This window comes from Roseisalinus antarcticus (assembly GCF_900172355.1).
GTDB lineage: Bacteria > Pseudomonadota > Alphaproteobacteria > Rhodobacterales > Rhodobacteraceae > Oceanicola > Oceanicola antarcticus_A.
The window spans coordinates 20,518-37,038 of record NZ_FWFZ01000001.1; the positions used below are offsets into that span (position 1 = coordinate 20,518).

The 16,521-nt window shown below is 68.5% G+C and carries 16 protein-coding genes; 8 read left to right on the plus strand and 8 right to left on the minus strand.

Features of this window, described 5'->3' with window-relative positions; genetic code table 11:
- The first annotated feature begins 81 nt into the window (after window positions 1-81).
- From ROA7023_RS00105 to ROA7023_RS00135, 7 genes are all read left to right on the plus strand, one after another.
- The gene (locus ROA7023_RS00105; RefSeq protein ID WP_085876964.1) at window positions 82-870 is read left to right on the plus strand and encodes an ABC transporter ATP-binding protein; all 789 of its coding nucleotides are present in this window, start codon (window positions 82-84) and stop codon (window positions 868-870) included.
- Complete coding sequence (locus tag ROA7023_RS00110) at window positions 867-1,388, plus strand: hypothetical protein (RefSeq protein WP_085876965.1); 522 nt, start codon at window positions 867-869, stop codon at window positions 1,386-1,388. The genes ROA7023_RS00105 and ROA7023_RS00110 overlap by 4 nt, the downstream gene beginning before the upstream one ends.
- Window positions 1,385-1,990, plus strand: a complete 606-nt coding sequence (locus ROA7023_RS00115; protein ID WP_085876966.1) for a hypothetical protein — start codon at window positions 1,385-1,387, stop codon at window positions 1,988-1,990. Before ROA7023_RS00110 ends, ROA7023_RS00115 begins: the two co-directional genes overlap by 4 nt.
- A 25-nt stretch (window positions 1,991-2,015) precedes the next feature.
- On the plus strand, window positions 2,016-2,840 hold the full coding sequence (locus ROA7023_RS00120) for an ABC transporter ATP-binding protein (protein WP_085876967.1): 825 nt from the start codon (window positions 2,016-2,018) through the stop codon (window positions 2,838-2,840).
- A 156-nt stretch (window positions 2,841-2,996) separates the two neighbouring features.
- Window positions 2,997-3,476 carry a hypothetical protein gene (locus tag ROA7023_RS00125; protein ID WP_143535398.1) on the plus strand — a complete coding sequence of 160 codons (480 nt, stop codon included), beginning with the start codon at window positions 2,997-2,999 and terminating at the stop codon, window positions 3,474-3,476.
- Between the two features lie 246 nt (window positions 3,477-3,722).
- Complete coding sequence (locus tag ROA7023_RS00130; protein WP_085876969.1) at window positions 3,723-4,733, plus strand: branched-chain amino acid ABC transporter permease; 1,011 nt, start codon at window positions 3,723-3,725, stop codon at window positions 4,731-4,733.
- Window positions 4,730-6,031, plus strand: a complete 1,302-nt coding sequence (locus tag ROA7023_RS00135; RefSeq protein WP_085876970.1) for a branched-chain amino acid ABC transporter permease — start codon at window positions 4,730-4,732, stop codon at window positions 6,029-6,031. Before ROA7023_RS00130 ends, ROA7023_RS00135 begins: the two co-directional genes overlap by 4 nt.
- Window positions 6,032-6,102: 71 nt before the next feature.
- Here ROA7023_RS00135 and ROA7023_RS00140 read toward each other — a convergent pair whose 3' ends face one another.
- Window positions 6,103-7,056 (minus strand): NAD(P)-dependent oxidoreductase, encoded by a 954-nt coding sequence (locus ROA7023_RS00140; RefSeq protein ID WP_370739178.1) that lies wholly within the window; start codon window positions 7,054-7,056, stop codon window positions 6,103-6,105.
- 27 nt (window positions 7,057-7,083) lie between these two features.
- On the opposite strand from ROA7023_RS00140, the gene ROA7023_RS00145 reads away from it, so the two are divergent.
- Window positions 7,084-9,552: a penicillin acylase family protein gene (locus ROA7023_RS00145; RefSeq protein ID WP_085876972.1), complete on the plus strand. Its 2,469-nt coding sequence runs from the start codon at window positions 7,084-7,086 to the stop codon at window positions 9,550-9,552.
- Window positions 9,553-9,684: 132 nt separating this feature from the next.
- Here the strand turns inward: ROA7023_RS00145 and ROA7023_RS00150 are convergent, their stop codons facing one another.
- From ROA7023_RS00150 to ROA7023_RS00180, 7 genes are all read right to left on the minus strand, one after another.
- Window positions 9,685-10,086: a DUF2177 family protein gene (locus tag ROA7023_RS00150; RefSeq protein ID WP_085876973.1), complete on the minus strand. Its 402-nt coding sequence runs from the start codon at window positions 10,084-10,086 to the stop codon at window positions 9,685-9,687.
- Between the two features lie 44 nt (window positions 10,087-10,130).
- Window positions 10,131-11,426 carry a GTPase HflX gene (gene hflX, locus ROA7023_RS00155; RefSeq protein ID WP_234991966.1) on the minus strand — a complete coding sequence of 432 codons (1,296 nt, stop codon included), beginning with the start codon at window positions 11,424-11,426 and terminating at the stop codon, window positions 10,131-10,133.
- Window positions 11,423-11,656 carry an RNA chaperone Hfq gene (gene hfq, locus ROA7023_RS00160; protein ID WP_085876974.1) on the minus strand — a complete coding sequence of 78 codons (234 nt, stop codon included), beginning with the start codon at window positions 11,654-11,656 and terminating at the stop codon, window positions 11,423-11,425. Before hfq ends, hflX begins: the two co-directional genes overlap by 4 nt.
- A 140-nt stretch (window positions 11,657-11,796) precedes the next feature.
- On the minus strand, window positions 11,797-13,323 hold the full coding sequence (locus ROA7023_RS00165) for a TrkH family potassium uptake protein (RefSeq protein ID WP_085876976.1): 1,527 nt from the start codon (window positions 13,321-13,323) through the stop codon (window positions 11,797-11,799).
- On the minus strand, window positions 13,323-14,699 hold the full coding sequence (gene trkA / locus ROA7023_RS00170) for a Trk system potassium transporter TrkA (protein WP_085876977.1): 1,377 nt from the start codon (window positions 14,697-14,699) through the stop codon (window positions 13,323-13,325). Before trkA ends, ROA7023_RS00165 begins: the two co-directional genes overlap by 1 nt.
- 114 nt (window positions 14,700-14,813) lie before the next feature.
- On the minus strand, window positions 14,814-15,773 hold the full coding sequence (gene lipA, locus ROA7023_RS00175; protein WP_085876978.1) for a lipoyl synthase: 960 nt from the start codon (window positions 15,771-15,773) through the stop codon (window positions 14,814-14,816).
- Between the two features lie 114 nt (window positions 15,774-15,887).
- A complete protein-coding gene (locus ROA7023_RS00180) occupies window positions 15,888-16,436 on the minus strand; it encodes a Hint domain-containing protein (RefSeq protein ID WP_085876979.1) in 549 nt (182 codons plus the stop codon).
- Window positions 16,437-16,521 lie beyond the last annotated feature (85 nt).

Sequence of the window (16,521 nt, forward strand, 5' to 3'; positions counted from 1 at the left end):
GCGGCGCGGGGCATATCCCGCGCCGTCCATCGCTTGCAGAGGGGCGGATGCGCGCTGCGGCCGCCGACCCGGGGGAATGCCATGATCGAGGTGCACAACGTCACCAAGTCCTTCGGCGGTTTTCACGCCGTGGACGGCGCCTCGCTGCGCATCGCGCCGGGCACCATCACCGGGCTGATCGGCCCCAATGGCGCGGGCAAGACCACCCTCTTCAACGTGATCGCGGGGGCGCTCGCGCCCTCCTCCGGCAAGGTCACGCTGGAGGGAGAGGACATCACCGGCCTGCCCCCGCATGATCTGTTTCACAAGGGCCTGCTGCGGACCTTCCAGATCGCCCATGAATTCGGCTCCATGTCGGTGCGCGAGAACCTGATGATGGTCCCCGGGGCGCAGAGCGGCGAGACGCTCTGGAACGCCTGGGTCGGGCGCGGCCGGATCCGCGCCGAGGAAAAGGCCCTGGCCGAGAAGGCCGACGAGGTCCTCGAATTCCTGACCGTATCGCACCTGGCCGACGAGAAGGCCGGCAACCTCTCGGGTGGCCAGAAGAAGCTGCTGGAGCTGGGCCGGACGATGATGGTCGACGCCCGCATCGTGTTTCTCGACGAGGTCGGCGCCGGGGTGAACCGCACCCTGCTCTACACCATCGGCGACGCGATCATCCGCCTCAACAAGGAGCGCGGCTATACCTTCGTCGTGATCGAGCACGACATGGAATTCATCGAACGGCTCTGCGACCCGGTGATCTGCATGGCCGAGGGCAAGGTGCTGACCGAGGGCACCCTGGCCGAGATCAAGGCCAACGAGCAGGTGATCGAGGCCTACCTGGGCACCGGGCTCAAGAACAAGGTCAAGCAGGGGGCCGGGGCGTGATCCGCGTCGTGCGCCTCGCCCTGCCGCTGGTCCTGGCGCTTGCCGCCGCCCCCGCGCAGGTGTCGGCCGCCGAGAGCTGCGTCGACATCGCGCCGCCCGTGCGGTTCTGCCCGGCGGGCCTGCTGGCGGGGTTGACGCCGCAGCCGGTGACCTCGGGCCTGTCCTTCGGCGCGGGCGACACCAGCGTGATCGTGCAATGGGTCCCGATGGAGACCGCGCCGCTCACCCCGGACGAGCTGCGGCTGATGGTGTCGGACATGGCCGAGATCCTGATCGGCGAGGATGCCTCGACCTTGGTCCCGCTGATCGAGGACCGCCCCGCCCTGCCCGACGCCACGCCCGTCCGCTTCGCCTTCCGGACCGGGGCCTACGGTGCGCCGCGGGTCTTCGTCCTGTCCATGCTGAGCGCCGCCGAGGGGGTCGTCCTGATCCAGTCCAGCGCCCCCGGCGAATACCTGGACGAGGCCCATTCGGCTCTGCACATGGCGACCATCGCATCGGTCGAGGGCGTGCATTGAGGGCGGCGGCCGGTTCCCTGCTTTTGCTGGCGCTGGCCCAGGCTCCCGCCGCGCCCGCGGGGGCGGAGCCCCTGTGCACCGACCTGCCCCGCGACGTGCGCGTCTGCGCCGACAGCGGGGTCCTGGCGCCGGCGTCCGCGCAGACCGGTGGCCCTGCGCTGTTCTACCACGACACGCTCGGGGCCACGGTCGAGGTCGCCCCGCTCTCGGCCACGGCGACCACGGACCCCGCGCTGATGCGACCCGCGCTCGACGCCTATCTCGCGGCGGAGCGGGGGATGGAGAACGGCCTGCCGGTGCTCAGGACCGACCGCATCGACCTGGGCGACCGCGCGGCCGAGCAGGTGGTCTACCAGATCACCGCGCCCGATGGCGCGACCACCACCATCGCCGACACCCTGGCGCTCGGCGACGGCTTCGGTATCTTCGTGCAGACGTTCGATGCGGGGGCGGGCTTCTCTCCGCTGCACAGCGCCTTTCACGACGCCGTGCTGGCGGCGCTTGCGCTGCCCCCGCCGGCCGAGCCGGACAGCTACATGATGCGCGCCAACCGCCCGGATCCCCGGCCGCTGGACCCGCTGACGACCGAGCCTATGGAATGAGACCCCCCCGGAAGGAGGCCCGCCCATGACCGACAGCGACAGCTATTCCGATCGCGGCAACCGCGACCGCTCGATCGCCAACCCGCACGGGCGCGGCGACCTCGCGGGCTTTCGCGCAGGGACGGCCAGGCCCTCGACCGAAAGCGCCTATCTGGCCGGCATCGGGATGACCGGCGGCTACGGCAAGGGCGCGGACATCCTGCATGATTGCACCATCTCCGTCGACCGCGGCGAGATCGCGGTGATCGTCGGCCCCAACGGTGCGGGCAAATCCACCGCGATGAAGGCGGTGTTCGGGATGCTCGACCTGCGCGGGGGGTATGTCTCGCTCGACGGGCAGGACATCACCGACCTCTCGCCGCAGGATCGCGTTGTGGCCGGGATGGGGTTCGTGCCGCAGGTGCGCAACATCTTCCCCTCGCTCACCGTGGAGGAAAACCTCGAGATGGGCGCCTTCATCCGCCGCGACGATGTCCGCGCCACGATGGAGCAGATCTACGACCTGTTTCCGATCCTGCGCGACAAGCGCCGCCAGCCCGCAGGCGAATTGTCCGGCGGCCAGCGTCAGCAGGTGGCGGTGGGCCGCGCCCTGATGACCAAACCGAAGGTGCTGATGCTCGACGAGCCCACGGCCGGCGTCTCGCCCATCGTCATGGACGAGCTCTTCGACCGGATCATCGAGGTCGCCCGCACCGGCATCCCGATCCTGATGGTCGAACAGAACGCCCGCCAGGCGCTGGAGATCGCGGACAAGGGCTATGTCCTGGTGCAGGGCGCCAATGCTTATGCCGGCACCGGGGCGGAGCTTCTGGCCGATCCCGAGGTCCGCAAATCCTTCCTCGGCGGCTGAGCGCGCGCACCCCGCGTGGCCCCGACGGGCGCGGCCAGGGGGCAATTGCCGTGCCCTGCGGGCATACTGACCCAACACTGCCCCTTTCGCGCCCAAAACCTGCCGGATTTTCGTCGTCTACGTGAAGATCAGTTCATGACCACCGGAGACAGTTTCATGTCCAAACCAATGCGCATCCTGCTGCCGTTGTCCTTTGCCCTGCTCGCGGCGCAGCCCGTCGCGGCCGCCTTCGACTGCCAGTACACCATGGTCTGCACGCCCGAGGGCGCCTGCGCCGAGAACAGCCTTGCCGTCCACCTGGTCCCGCCGCAGGTGCCGGTCAACAACACGCAGGAGGCCAGCGACGGCTCTGACACCCCCGAAGCGGGCACCTTGCAAAGCTCGAGCGGCGGCGGTGCCGACGCCGATGTCAACTATGGCCCCGAAGAACTTGGCACCGCCAGCTGGTCCGGCAGCGCAATCCGCGTGATCGAGCCCGACAGCAGCACCACGAACGGCACCCGCGCCTTCGAGGCCACGCCGGGGGCGGAGTATATCCTCACGATCAAGCCCGGCGGCGCGTCGGAGCTCATCTATTTCTCCAACGGCGAGGTCGACTCGATCTCGGAGGGCCTCTGCGCCACCGCCGAGGAGTGACCGGCCGCCCGCGCGGTCCGTCCCGCGGCCAAAACATCGTTGCAGCCCCAGCCGCCGCTCGGTAGACATCCCGAATGCCCCGCGCAGGCCCTCGGACCTGCGGTTTTGGGGGTGCGGCGCGGATCGACAGCGAGGCGGGCGCCCGACGAGGCCGATCACCGTGACACGGGCGCCCCCGGGGCCCCGCGTGCGGAGTGAACGGACAGATGTCGGCACGCCCGCAAAGGCTGAATGGGGCGGGACAGAATGGATGTGCTCAACGCCCTCGTGGCGATCACCAACTTCGTGATCATTCCGGCCACGGCCTATGGGGCGCAGCTTGCGCTCGGGGCGCTGGGGGTGACGCTGATCTACGGCATCCTGCGGTTTTCCAACTTCGCCCATGGCGACAGCATGGCCTTCGGCACCATGGCCACGGTGCTGGTGACCTGGCTGCTGCAATCCTGGGGTGTCTCGCTCGGGCCGATGCCGACCGCGCTGCTGGCCCTGCCCTTCGGCATTGCCGCCGCAGCGGGGCTTCTGCTGGCCACCGACCGCGCGGTCTATCGCTTCTACCGGCGCCAGAAGGCGGCGCCGGTGATCCTTGTGATCGTCTCCATGGGCGTGATGTTCGTCTACAACGGGCTGACGCGATTCATCATCGGCGTCGACGACCAGAGCTTTGACGACGGGGCGCGGTTCCTGATCTCGGCGCGGGATTTTCGCGACTGGAGCGGGCTGGACGAGGGCCTGTCCCTGCGCACCACGCAAGCCCTGACCATCGTCACCGCCGTGCTGGTGGTGGCCGCGCTGTTCTGGTTCCTGAACCGCACCCGCACCGGAAAATCCATGCGCGCCTTTTCCGACAACGAGGACCTGGCGCTGCTGTCGGGCATCAACCCCGAGCGGGTGGTCATGGTGACCTGGGTTCTGGTGGCGGCGCTGGCGACGGTGGCCGGCACGCTCTACGGGCTCGACAAGAGCTTCAAGCCCTTCACCTATTTCCAGCTTCTGCTGCCGATCTTCGCCGCGGCCATCGTCGGCGGCCTCGGCTCTCCGCTGGGGGCGATCGCGGGGGGCTTCGTGATCGCCTTCGCCGAGGTCACGATCACCTATCCGCTCAAGAAGATCCTGGGCTACCTGCTGCCCGAGGCGCTGGAGCCGGACGGCCTCGTCCAGTTGCTGACCACCGAATACAAGTTCGCGGTGTCCTTCGTGATCCTGATCGTGGTGCTGCTGTTCCGGCCCACGGGCCTCTTCAAGGGGAAATCCGTATGACCAACGCTGTGCGCATACCGCTTTTTGCGGGGCTGATCGCGGTTCTGATCGTCGGGACCGGGATAGTGCAGGGCTGGAACTCGGCGCTGCTGATCCTGAACATGGGGCTGGTCTCGGCGATCATGGCGCTGGGGGTGAACCTGCAATGGGGCTTTGCGGGGCTGTTCAACGTCGGCGTCATGGGCTTCGTGGCGCTCGGCGGGCTCGCGACGGTCCTGATCTCGATGCCGCCGGTCGAGGCGGCCTGGGCGGCGGGCGGCGTCGGGATGATGTCCGCGCTGGTGCTCGGGGCGCTGACCATCACCGGGGCGATCCTGGCCCATGCCCGCCTGCCGCGGCGCCTGCGCGGCTGGGTGGCGCTGGGGATCGTGGTGGTGGGCTTCGTGCTTTACCGGATGCTGTTCGATCCGGCCCGCGACGCGATCGAGGCGGTCGACGCCGCCTCGACCGGCTATCTGGGCGGGCTCGGCCTGCCGGTGGTGCTGGCCTGGCCGGTGGGCGGGCTGCTGGCGGCCGGGGCGGCCTGGCTGATCGGCAAGACCGCGCTGGGCCTGCGCTCGGACTACCTGGCGATCGCCACCCTCGGCATCGCCGAGATCATCATCGCCATCCTCAAGAGCGAGGACTGGATGACCCGCGGCGTCAAGAACGTCATCGGCCTGCCCCGGCCCGTGCCCTACGAGATCGACCTGCAGAACGACCCGGCCTTCGTGGCCCGCGCGGCGGAGTGGGGTCTTGACCCGGTGACCGCCTCGACGCTCTCGGTCAAGATCGGCTACAGCGCCCTCTTCACGGTCGTGCTGGTGGTGATCCTGGTGCTGGCCCAGCTGGCGCTGAACTCTCCATGGGGCCGGATGATGCGCGCGATCCGCGACAACGAGACCGCGGCCGAGGCCATGGGCAAGGACGTGACCCGTCGCCATTTGCAGATCTTCATCCTGGGCTCGGCGGTCTGCGGCATCGCGGGGGCGATGATGACGACGCTCGACGGGCAGCTGACGCCGGGCACCTACCAGCCGCTGCGCTACACCTTCCTGATCTGGGTGATGGTCATCGTCGGCGGGTCGGGAAACAATTACGGCGCGGCGCTGGGCGGCTTCCTGATCTGGTGGCTCTGGGTGCAGGTCGAGCCGCTGGGCGCGGCGCTCCTCGGCTCGATCACGGCCGGAATGCCGGAAGGCTCGGCGCTGGCCGCGCATCTGCAGGATTCGGTCGCCCACATGCGGCTGCTGACCATGGGGGTCGTGCTGCTGGTCGTGCTGCGCTTCTCGCCCCGCGGCCTGGTGCCCGAAGCCTGAGCCGCGCCGCCCGCGCACCAGGTCTTGAGGGTGCCGGGAAAGGCCCCCGCGCGAAGGGGGGCCTCGCCCGCTCAGGCCTCGTCGATCTTGCGCAGGCGCTTGAACAGCGAGGACGTGTCCCAGCGGCCGCCCCCCATCTTCTGGACGTCCTTGTAGAACTGGTCCACGAGCGCGGTGACGGGCAGGCTCGCGCCCACCTCGTCGGCGGTCTGCAGGCAGATGCCCAGATCCTTGCGCATCCAGTTGACCGCGAAGCCATGCTCGAACGCGTCGTCGAGCATGGTCTCGTAGCGGTTCACCATCTGCCAGGACCCGGCGGCCCCGCCGCCGATCACATCAACCACGGCGCGGCCGTCGAGGCCGGCCTTCTCTGCGAAATGCAGCCCTTCCGACAGGCCCTGGACCAGCCCCGCGATGCAGATCTGGTTGACCATCTTGGTCAGCTGGCCCGCGCCGCTTTCGCCCAGGCGGCGGCACATCTTGGAATAGACCGCCATCATCGGCTCTGCCGCGTCATAGCTGGCCTGGTCGCCGCCGCACATGATCACAAGCTGGCCGTTGACCGCCCCCGCCTGGCCGCCCGAGACCGGCGCGTCGACAAAGCTCAGCTCCGCCGGGGTCGCCGCCTCGACCATCTCGCGGGTCACCTGGGCCGACACGGTGGTGTGATCGACGAAGACCGCCCCCCGTGCCATGCCCGCAAAGGCGCCGTCCTCGCCGAGGCAGACGCTGCGCAGGTCGTCGTCGTTGCCGACGCAGCACATGACGAATTCGGCCCCCGCGGCCGCCTTGGCCGGAGTCTTCGCCGCGGCCCCGCCATGTTCGGCCACCCAGGCCTCCGCCTTGGCGTGGGTGCGGTTGTAGACCGTCACCTCGTGCCCCGCCGCCGCCAGATGGCCGGCCATGGGATAGCCCATCACGCCGAGCCCCAGAAACGTCACCTTCGCCATTCGCTTGTCCCTCGCCTCATGTTCTGTAGAACGGAGCCTGACTCCTACCCGACCGGAGCGCCCGGTCAACAACATCGCAGCCGATAATCGCCCGGAACATCCATGGGTCTACTCTTTCGCTGGCTTCTTCGCCTCGCCACCGGTCTCGTGATCCTCGGGGTCGCGGCCTTTGCGCTGGCCTATTACTTCGCCTCCCGCAGCCTGCCCGACTACAACGGCAACTACAGCGTGGCCGGGATCTCGGCGCCGGTCGAGATCGTGCGCGACAACGCCAACGTGCCCCATATCTTCGGCGCGACCGACGATGACGTGTTCTTCGCCCTGGGCTATGCCCATGCCCAAGATCGCCTGTGGCAGATGATCATGCTGCGCCGCACCGCCCAGGGCCGCCTGTCAGAGCTTTTCGGCCCCCGCACGCTCGAGACCGACAAGCTGATGCGCCGGCTGGACATCTACACCACCGCCGTCCGGTCGGTCGAGGACCAGGACCCGCAGACCCGCGCCGCGCTCGAGGCCTATTCCGCAGGCGTCAATGCCTGGCTGGCCGAGGTCAATGCCGGCGCCCGCGGGCGCGGCGCCCCCGAGATGTGGCTTTTCAACCACCCGATCTCGACCTGGTCGCCCCCCGACAGCATCGCCATCGTGAAACTGATGGCCCTGCAGCTGCAAAGCCACCTGGGCCGCGAGGTGCTGCGCGCCCGCACCTCGTTGTTGCTGGACGACGACCGGGTCAGCGACATCCTGCCCGACGCGCCGGGCCCCGGAATAGCGGCCCTGCCCCGCTATCAGGCGCTGATCCCCGGTGCCCCGCGCCATGCCGCCGACACCTCTGCCCCGCCCGGCCCGCTGTCGCCGGTCAATCCGCCCGACCTCGCGGGCGCGTCCAATGCCTGGGCGGCCGGCCCCTCGCGCTCGGCCACGGGCTCCACCCTGCTGGCCAACGACCCGCATCTGCAGCTGACCGCGCCCTCGATCTGGTATCTCGCGCGGCTGGAGCTTGCCACCGGCGGAGTCATCGGCGCGACGATCCCGGGCGTGCCGGTGGTGATGACAGGGCGCAGCGCCGATATCGGCTGGGGGCTGACCTCGGCCTATCTCGACGACACGGATGTCTATGTCGAAGAGGTCAACGCCACCGACGCCACGCTTTACCGCACGCCCGACGGCTGGGCCCCGTTCCGCACCCGCGAGAGCATCATCAACGTCCACGGCGCGACCCCCGTGACCATCGACCTGCAATGGACGCAGAACGGCCCGGTCCTGCCGCCCGAGCACTACAACCTCGGCACGATCCGCCCGCCGGGCCATGTCACCTCGGTCGCCTGGACCGCGCTCAGCGAGGATGACACGACGCTGACCGCCGCCATGGACCTGATGCGCGCCCGGACCATCGACGAGGCGATCCGCGCCTCCTACAACTACGTGGCCCCCGCGCAGATGCTGACCCTGGCCGACCGCAACCGCATCGCCCTGCGCCTGGTGGGCGCCATGCCCCGCCGCGACCCCGCGCACGAGAGCAAGGGGCGGATGCCCACCTTCGGCTACCGGCCGCAGAACCGCTGGGACGGCATGTTCCCGCCCGAGGAGAACCCCCAGTGGGTCAACCCCGAAGGCGGCCTCGTGGGCCATACCAACAACAAGATCCTCGACGCGCCCTTCCCGCGCCACGTCTCCTTCGGCTGGGGCGACACCCAGCGGGTCAACCGCTGGCGCCGGCTGATGCAATCGCGCGAGGTCCACACCCGCGAGAGCTTCACCGAGGCGCAGCTGGACACGGTCAGCTTTACCGCGCGGTCGCTTCTGCCGCTGATCGGGGCGGACCTGTGGTTCACCGGCGAGGCCGCCCCCGAGGGCACGCCCGAGCGTCAGCGGCAGGTCGCCCTCGGCCTGCTGGCCGACTGGAACGGCGAGATGAACGAGCACCTGCCCGAACCGCTGCTCTACGCCGCCTGGGTCCGGTTCCTGCAACAACGGCTGATCCGCGACGACCTGGGGCCACTGGCCGCGGAATTCACCCATGTGGAGCCGCTGTTCATAGAGCGCGTGTTCCGCAACGTGAACGGGGCGGCGCGCTGGTGCGACGTGCTGCAATCCGCGCCGACCGAGACCTGCACCGACATTTCGCGCCAGGCGCTGGACGATGCGCTGGTCTGGGTCGCCGAGACCTATGGCTCGGACCTGCAGACCCTGCGCTGGGGCGATGCGCACGAGGCGACCCACGATCACCCGGTGCTGGGCGAGGTGCCCGTGCTGCGCTGGTTCGTCAACATCCGCCAATCCACCAGCGGCGGCGACAACACCCTGCAGCGGGGCCGAACGCTGGGCACCGGGCCGGACCCGTTCCTCAACGTCCATTCCGCCGCCTACCGGGGGGTCTACGATTTCGCCGATCCGGATTCGTCGGTCTTCATCACCTCGACCGGCCAATCGGGCCATTTCCTGTCACGCTACTACGACGACCTCGGAGAGCTTTGGCGGCGCGGCGAATACATCCCCATGTCGCTCGATCCCGCGCTGGCCCGCGGCGGCTCCGTGGGGATCACCACCCTGCGGCCCACCACGCCGCCATGATCCCGCGCCCGGCCGCCAGGACCGCGCCTACCTGACGGGCTCAGCTCTCAAGGCGTCCCAAAAAACCTGCGAGTTGCCGTCAGGCAGCTCTCCGTCAGGTCAGGCCACCGCGCGCCGATCAAGGCGGCGAGGTCAGGTCAGAGCGCGGGTGATCGCCAGCCCCGCCCAGGCCGAGCCCGCGGTCAACACCGTGCCCCAGGCCAGATCCACCGCGACCATGGACCAGTGCCACCGCTCCAGCGTGGCATAGTTGGAGAATTCGTAGGTGCCGTAGGCCATCGCGCCCAAAAGCGCCGCGGGCAGCAAGATGGCCACCGTCGGCAGCCCGTCGCGCAGGGCGGGCCAGGTGACCATCCAGGTCACCACCCCGATGTAGAACAGGTAGAACAGCGCGGCCGGCGCAACGCGGAACCCGTCGACCAGCCAGTCGCCTATGTGACGCTCGAACAGCGGGCGCATCACGTTGGACAGCATGAGCGCGTCCACGACCAGAAAAACGACCGTGGTGGAGACGTAGAGAATGACGAGGGACATGGCAGCTCCTTTATAGAGCTAAACGTAGCCCGGCTGCGATCGGTTCACTTCAGCCGGGCGAAACGCGCCTTTTGCCGCAGGGTCCAATGCACCGTTAGCCGGTGCCCCTCTTCGGTTTCGGCCTCCTCGGTCACCACGTCCTCCTGGAACAACCACGCGCGCTTGCGCCCATCCTCCCAGCCCAGGGTCAGCACCTCGGTCTCGCGCGGCTCGGTCAACGCCTCGGACACGGCGTCCAGAAGCCCGGTCAGACCCGTCCCGGTCAGCGCGGACACCGCGAATACGCCCTCGCGCCGCGCCGCCAGAGACGAAAGCGCCTCGGCGTCCTCAGGTGCCAGCAGGTCGACCTTGTTCCAGACCTCGAACAGCGGCGCGGTCTCGTCGATACCGAGGCCGGTCAGGATGGCCTGGACGTCTTCGGCCTGTTCGGCGCTTTCGGAATGGGCGATGTCGCGGACATGCAGGATCAGGTCGGCGTCCAGCACCTCTTCGAGGGTCGCGCGGAACGCGGCCACCAGCTGCGTCGGCAGGTCCGAGATGAAGCCCACCGTGTCCGACAGGATGACCTCCAGCCCCGAGGGCAGCGCGACCTTGCGCATGGTCGGGTCGAGCGTGGCGAAGAGCATGTCCTTGGCCATCACGTCCGCGCCGGTCAACCGGTTGAACAACGTGGATTTTCCGGCGTTCGTATAGCCCACGAGGGCGACGATCGGGAACGGCACCTTGGCCCGGGCCGCGCGGTGCAGCGTCCGGGTCCGCACGACCTTTTCCAACTGCCGGCGCAGGCGGGTCAGCTGTTCGTCGATGGCCCGCCTGTCCGCCTCGATCTGGGTCTCGCCGGGGCCGCCGACGAAGCCGAGCCCGCCGCGCTGACGTTCCAGGTGGGTCCAGGCCCGCACCAGCCGCGTCCGCTGATAGCTGAGCGCGGCCATCTCGACCTGCAGCACGCCCTCGCGGGTCCGGGCGCGGTCCGAGAAGATCTCGAGGATCAGCCCGGTCCGGTCCAGCAGCTTGACGCCCCATTCCTTCTCGAGGTTGCGCTGCTGCACCGGGGTCACCGGCCCGTCGACCAGCACCAGCTCGGTGTCCGAGGCCTCGATCCGGGCCTTCAGCTCGGCGATCTTGCCCTTGCCGAAAAGCATCCCGGGCTTGATCCGGGCCAGCGGCACGACCTCGGCCCCGCCGACCTCCAGGTCCGGCAGGGCGGCGGCCAGCGCCACGGCCTCTTCAAGCGCCGGGGCCGCTTCCTTGCGGTCCGGATCGTTGCGGATATCGGGGTGCAGCACATAGGCCCGCGTGGGGCCTGCCTTGGGCCCGTCGCCCTCGGGATCGGAGGTCAATCTTCGCCTTCATAGAGGCTGATCGGCTGCGACGGCATGATCGTGGAGATCGCGCTCTTGTAGACAAGCTGCGATTGCCCGTCCCGGCGCAGCAGCGCGCAAAAACTGTCGAACCAGGTGATCACACCCTGCAGCTTCACACCATTGATCAAGAAGATCGTCACTGGAACCTTTGTCTTGCGCACATGGTTCAGGAACGCGTCCTGGAGGTTCTGTCTGTCAGCCGCCATGGCCCAACCCTTTGTTCTTGTGTTCTTGTGTTCTTGTTCTTGCAGCGGGCCAATTGGCCCTTCTCCCTGTTGCGGGCAGTATGTCGCGCCTAACGGCGAGTTTCCACCCCCATTGCGCGGATCCCCCCGGAGAGCGCCCGTCAGGAGCGCCAGAAATCGGGGTTCAGCAGGGCGATGACGGCCAGAAGCTCCAGCCGCCCGACGATCATCGCCACCGCGAGGCCGACCTGGGCGACCTGCGGCAGCGCCGCGTAGGAGATCGGCGCCTCGGGTGCGATCATTGCCAGAGGTCCGCAATTGGCCAGCGCGGCGATGGCCAGCACGACCGCATCCTCGAAGTTCACGCCGGTGGCCGTCAGGAACAGGATGATCGCGGCCAGCGACATCGCGAAAAGCATGAAGAACACCCAGGCGATCATCGCGCCCCCGCGGCGGATCCGCCGCGCCTCGGCGCCTGCGCCGCCGACCGAGGACGGGAGGATCAGCCGTTGCAACTCTCGGTTGCCATGCTTGTAGAGCGCGTAGACCCGCAGCAGCTTGACCCCCCCCGCGGTGGTGCCGATGCCGCCGCCGAAGATCGCGAGGCCCAGCAGCACCAGCCCCGGCGCCTGCAGGCCGGACCAGGCGGTCGCGCCCTCCCAGTACTGGCTCTCGAAGCCCAGCGTGGTCAGGAACGACGCGATGGTGAAGAGCCCGCCCCAGAGCGCCTGTGCCGCGCGGATGAAATCCCCGTCGCCGCCGCTGCCCAGCCAGTGCCGGGCAAACAGCATGGCCGAGCCCGCGCCGATGATCGCCATCGCAAGCTGGAACTCGGGGTCGCGGATCAGCGCGGCGCCGCTCTCTCCGGGCAGGCTGCGCCCATAGGTCCGCCGCGACAGGGCGAGCACCAGAAAGGCCAGGATCACGACCTCGGCCCAGATCCCGCCGCCGGCGCCGACCGGGCCGTCGCCCGGGGTGATCCCCGAGGTCGACATGACCGAAAGCGCGTGGCAGATCGCATGAAACGGATCCTGGCCCGACATGATGAGCAAGATCGCCAGACCCAGTGTCAGCCCGCCATAGATCGGGGCAAGCTGCATGAAATAGCGGTCCAGCCTCTCATAGGGGCCGGCGGTCCGGGTCACCTGGCTGAACTGGGTCGACAGATCGCCCCGGCCGATATTGGCGCGCACCTCGAAGCCGCCGAGGTTCAGCGGGGCAAAGACCGCCACCGCCGCAACCCAGATCAGCAGCCCGCCCATCCAGCCGACGATGGCCCGCCAGAGGTGCAGCGACGGGTCCAGCGCCGTCGCATCGACCCACAGGGTGGCGCCGGTGGTGCTGAAGGCCGAGACCATCTCGAACCAGGCGCCGAACAGGGTGCCGTCGCCCAGGGCCGCCCAGAACGGCAGCGCAAAGCCCAGGGGCAGCACGGTGAAGGCGGCCAGCAGGGCGGCGAGCTGGGCAAAGGCGCTTTCGTCCGGCAGGCGCCCGCGCAGCGCCAGCGCCACCATGACCGAGGTGAGGATGAACAGCAGGGCGCCGTTCACGAAGGCCTGCCCGATGGGATATTCCTCGCGGGCATAGGCATGCAGTCCGGGGATGAACATCGCCCCCGCCCCGAACCACATCAGCACCACGAAAAGCGGCTGGCGAGGTTTGCGGCGATCTTTGAGGGGCCCGCGCATCAGAAGAAGTCGATGGAGACCTGAAGCAGGCGCTCGACCTCGGGCACGTCGCTGGCCATGGCGAAGATCGTCACCAGGTCCCCCTCCTCCACCCGGGTCTCGCCATCGGGTTTGACATAGCGCCCGGCCTTGACCAGCCCGCCGACCAGCACGCCCTCGGGAAACTCGATGTCGCGGATCTTCTGGCCCGCGATCGGCGACGTCGAGAGCACCTGCGCCTCGATCAGCTCGGCTTCGGCATCGCCGATGGAATAGACGTCGCGCACCCGGCCATGCCGGACGTGGCGCAGAATCGAGCTGACGGTGGTGGCGCGCGGGTTGATATAGGCGTCGATGCCTAGCGGCTCCATCAGCGACACCAGGGTCGGGTCGTTGGACAGGCAGATCGCCATCGGACAGCCCATGCCCTTGGCGCGCACGGCGGCCAGCAGGTTGGTCTTGTCGTCATCTGTCACCACAAGCACGGCGTCCGCCCGGCTGATATTGGCCTCGGCCAGCAGGCCGGTGTCGAGCCCGTCGCCGTGCAGCACGATGGTCCGGTCCAGGGCGTCGGCGGCCAGCTCGGCGCAGCGCCGGTTGCGTTCGATGACCTTCACCCGCACCCGTTCGGCCTGCTTTTCCAGCGCCCGCGCCACGGCGAGCCCGACGTTGCCGCCGCCGATGATGACCACACGCTCCTGCTTGCGATGGGTCTTGCCGAAGATCTCAAGCGTGCGCACGACATCGCCGGTCTCGGAAAACACATAGGCGCTGTCGCCGGGAAAGATCTGGTCGCCCGGCGCCGGCGCGAACAGTTGCCCATCACGGCGCAGGCCGACCACGATCGCCTTGAGGGTCGAGAACAGGTCGTTGAGCTGCCGCAGCGGCGTGTTGACCACCGGGCAATCCTCGTCGATCTTGATCCCCAGCAGGGTGCCGCGCCCGTCGAGGAACTGCTCGGTATCGAAGGCGGCCGGCGCGGCCAGCCGTTGCAGCGCGGCCTCGGCCACCTCGCGTTCGGGAGAGATCACCACGTCGATGGGCATGTGGTCGCGGCGATAGAGATCGGAATAGATCGCGTCGAGATAGGATTGCGACCGCAGCCGCGCGATCTTGCGGCGGATGGCAAAGACCGAATGGGCCACCTGACAGGTGACCATGTTGACCTCGTCCGAATGGGTCGCCGCGATGATCATGTCGGCGTCCTTCGCGCCGGCCTTGGCGAGAATGTCGGGATAGCTCGCGAAACCGGCGATCCCCTGCACATCCAGCGTGTCGGTGGCCCGGCGCACCAGATCGGGATTGTTGTCCACGACCGTGACGTCGTTGCGTTCGCCCGACAGATGACGGGCGATCTGCCAGCCAACCTGACCGGCCCCGCAGATGATGACCTTCATGAAGTTCCTCGCGCAAGGCCCCGTCACAGAGCAGTGCCAGAGCCGCGAACGGCGGTCAATCTCTGGCGTGGGGCGCCCGCATCGCCGGGGTGACGGTCAAACCGGTCCGGGCCGTCAGGCGATCTCGCCCAGCTTGCGCAGCCGGTTGTCCCGCAGCCGCGCGAAATCGTCGCCGGCATGATAGCTCGACCGGGTGAGCGGCGTGGCCGACACCATCAGGAACCCCTTGCCATAGGCGGTCTTCTCATAGGACTTGAACTCTTCGGGGGTGACAAAGCGATCCACGCGGTGGTGCTTCGACGTCGGCTGAAGATACTGGCCGATGGTCAGAAAATCGACATCCGCAGCGCGCATGTCGTCCATCACCTGGCCCACGGCCTGACGATCCTCGCCGAGGCCCACCATGATGCCGGACTTGGTGAACATGGTCGGGTCAAGCTCCTTGACCCGTTGCAGCAGGCGCAGGCTGTGGAAATAGCGCGCCCCCGGCCGCACCTCGGGGTAAAGCCCCGGCACGGTTTCAAGGTTGTGATTGAAGACATCGGGTTTCGCGGCGACCACGGTTTCGAGCGCCTCGGGGCCGCACCGCAGGAAATCCGGCGTCAGGATCTCGATCGTGGTGCCCGGGGCGCGGTGACGGACCGCGCGGATCGTCTGGGCGAAATGTTCGGCGCCGCCATCGTCTACATCGTCGCGGTCGACACTGGTGATGACCACATGGTTCAGCCCCAGCTTTGCGACGGCATCGGCGACGCGTCCCGGCTCGAACGCGTCAAGCTCGTCAGGCCGCCCGGTCGCCACGTTGCAGAAGGTGCAGCCGCGGGTGCAGATCTCGCCCATGATCATCATGGTGGCATGGCCCTGCGCCCAGCATTCGCCCGCGTTCGGGCAACCGGCCTCTTCGCAGACCGTCACCAGCTTGTGCTCGCGGATGATGTCCTTGGTCTTGTGATAGCCCTCCGAGGTGGGGGCCTTCACCCTGATCCAGTCCGGTTTCCTCGGCTGGGCATTGTCTGGGCGGTGCGCCTTCTCGGGGTGGCGCTGTCCTGGGATCTTCAGATCGCGCGGGCTCATCGGGCTCTCCTCTTGCCGTGTCAGAGACATAGCCCTCCTGCCCGCGATTGTCCAAGGCCCGCCGCGCGCCAGCGGCCATGCGCCGCGTGCAACACGCGCCGGGCCCGGTGCGCGTCACTGCGGCCCCATGCGCAGGACCTCGGCGGCCTCTTCGCGGTCCAGCAGCACGAAATATTCCGGCGTGGAGGGCGCGAGCCCGCCAGGGGTGAAGAGCCGCAGACCCGAGGCTGCGAACAGGATCTCTTCCTCGGCAAAAACCGGCATCCGCAGGTGGCGCGTGGGCGCGGCCTTGCGGCGGATGCCCATCACCCCCACCAGATCGCCGGCCCGGGCGAGCGCCACCGGGGTGCCCAGCCAGTCGATGGCCCAGCCGGTTTCGACCAGGACAAGCTGATCGGGTGCCAGATAGGTGTCGGCATCGGCGCCCAGAACGCCGGCCGGGACCCGCACCGCGTCGTCGCCGCCATGGGCGATCCGGATGTCGTGCAGCGGGCGGCAGCCGCCGTCCATGGTGAACAACAGGTCGCCGCAGCACAATTCGGCCACATCCCGCCAGCCGGCGGCGGTCTCCACCCGCGTGCCGGCGAGCAGGCCGACGGTGCCGACGATCGGCGCCTCTACTGGAATTGCGGCGTCGAAGTATTTGGTCTTGTTGACGAACATGATTTTGTCTCCGGTCTGGAGGCTCGGACGGGCCGGGCCGTTTGCTGATGGTAAGGCGGGTGTGTCCCGCTGACCGGCCCAATTG

Coding starts and splice junctions, on each gene's coding strand:
- ROA7023_RS00105 (WP_085876964.1), top strand. CDS start 82: ATGATCGAGGTGCACAACGTCACCAAGTCCTTCGGCGGTTTTCACGCC.
- ROA7023_RS00120 (WP_085876967.1), top strand. CDS start 2,016: ATGACCGACAGCGACAGCTATTCCGATCGCGGCAACCGCGACCGCTCG.
- ROA7023_RS00125 (WP_143535398.1), top strand. CDS start 2,997: ATGTCCAAACCAATGCGCATCCTGCTGCCGTTGTCCTTTGCCCTGCTC.
- ROA7023_RS00130 (WP_085876969.1), top strand. CDS start 3,723: ATGGATGTGCTCAACGCCCTCGTGGCGATCACCAACTTCGTGATCATT.
- ROA7023_RS00135 (WP_085876970.1), top strand. CDS start 4,730: ATGACCAACGCTGTGCGCATACCGCTTTTTGCGGGGCTGATCGCGGTT.
- ROA7023_RS00140 (WP_370739178.1), bottom strand. CDS start 7,056: ATGTTGTTGACCGGGCGCTCCGGTCGGGTAGGAGTCAGGCTCCGTTCT.
- ROA7023_RS00145 (WP_085876972.1), top strand. CDS start 7,084: ATGGGTCTACTCTTTCGCTGGCTTCTTCGCCTCGCCACCGGTCTCGTG.
- ROA7023_RS00150 (WP_085876973.1), bottom strand. CDS start 10,086: ATGTCCCTCGTCATTCTCTACGTCTCCACCACGGTCGTTTTTCTGGTC.
- hfq (WP_085876974.1), bottom strand. CDS start 11,656: ATGGCGGCTGACAGACAGAACCTCCAGGACGCGTTCCTGAACCATGTG.
- ROA7023_RS00165 (WP_085876976.1), bottom strand. CDS start 13,323: ATGCGCGGGCCCCTCAAAGATCGCCGCAAACCTCGCCAGCCGCTTTTC.
- trkA (WP_085876977.1), bottom strand. CDS start 14,699: ATGAAGGTCATCATCTGCGGGGCCGGTCAGGTTGGCTGGCAGATCGCC.
- lipA (WP_085876978.1), bottom strand. CDS start 15,773: ATGAGCCCGCGCGATCTGAAGATCCCAGGACAGCGCCACCCCGAGAAG.
- ROA7023_RS00180 (WP_085876979.1), bottom strand. CDS start 16,436: ATGTTCGTCAACAAGACCAAATACTTCGACGCCGCAATTCCAGTAGAG.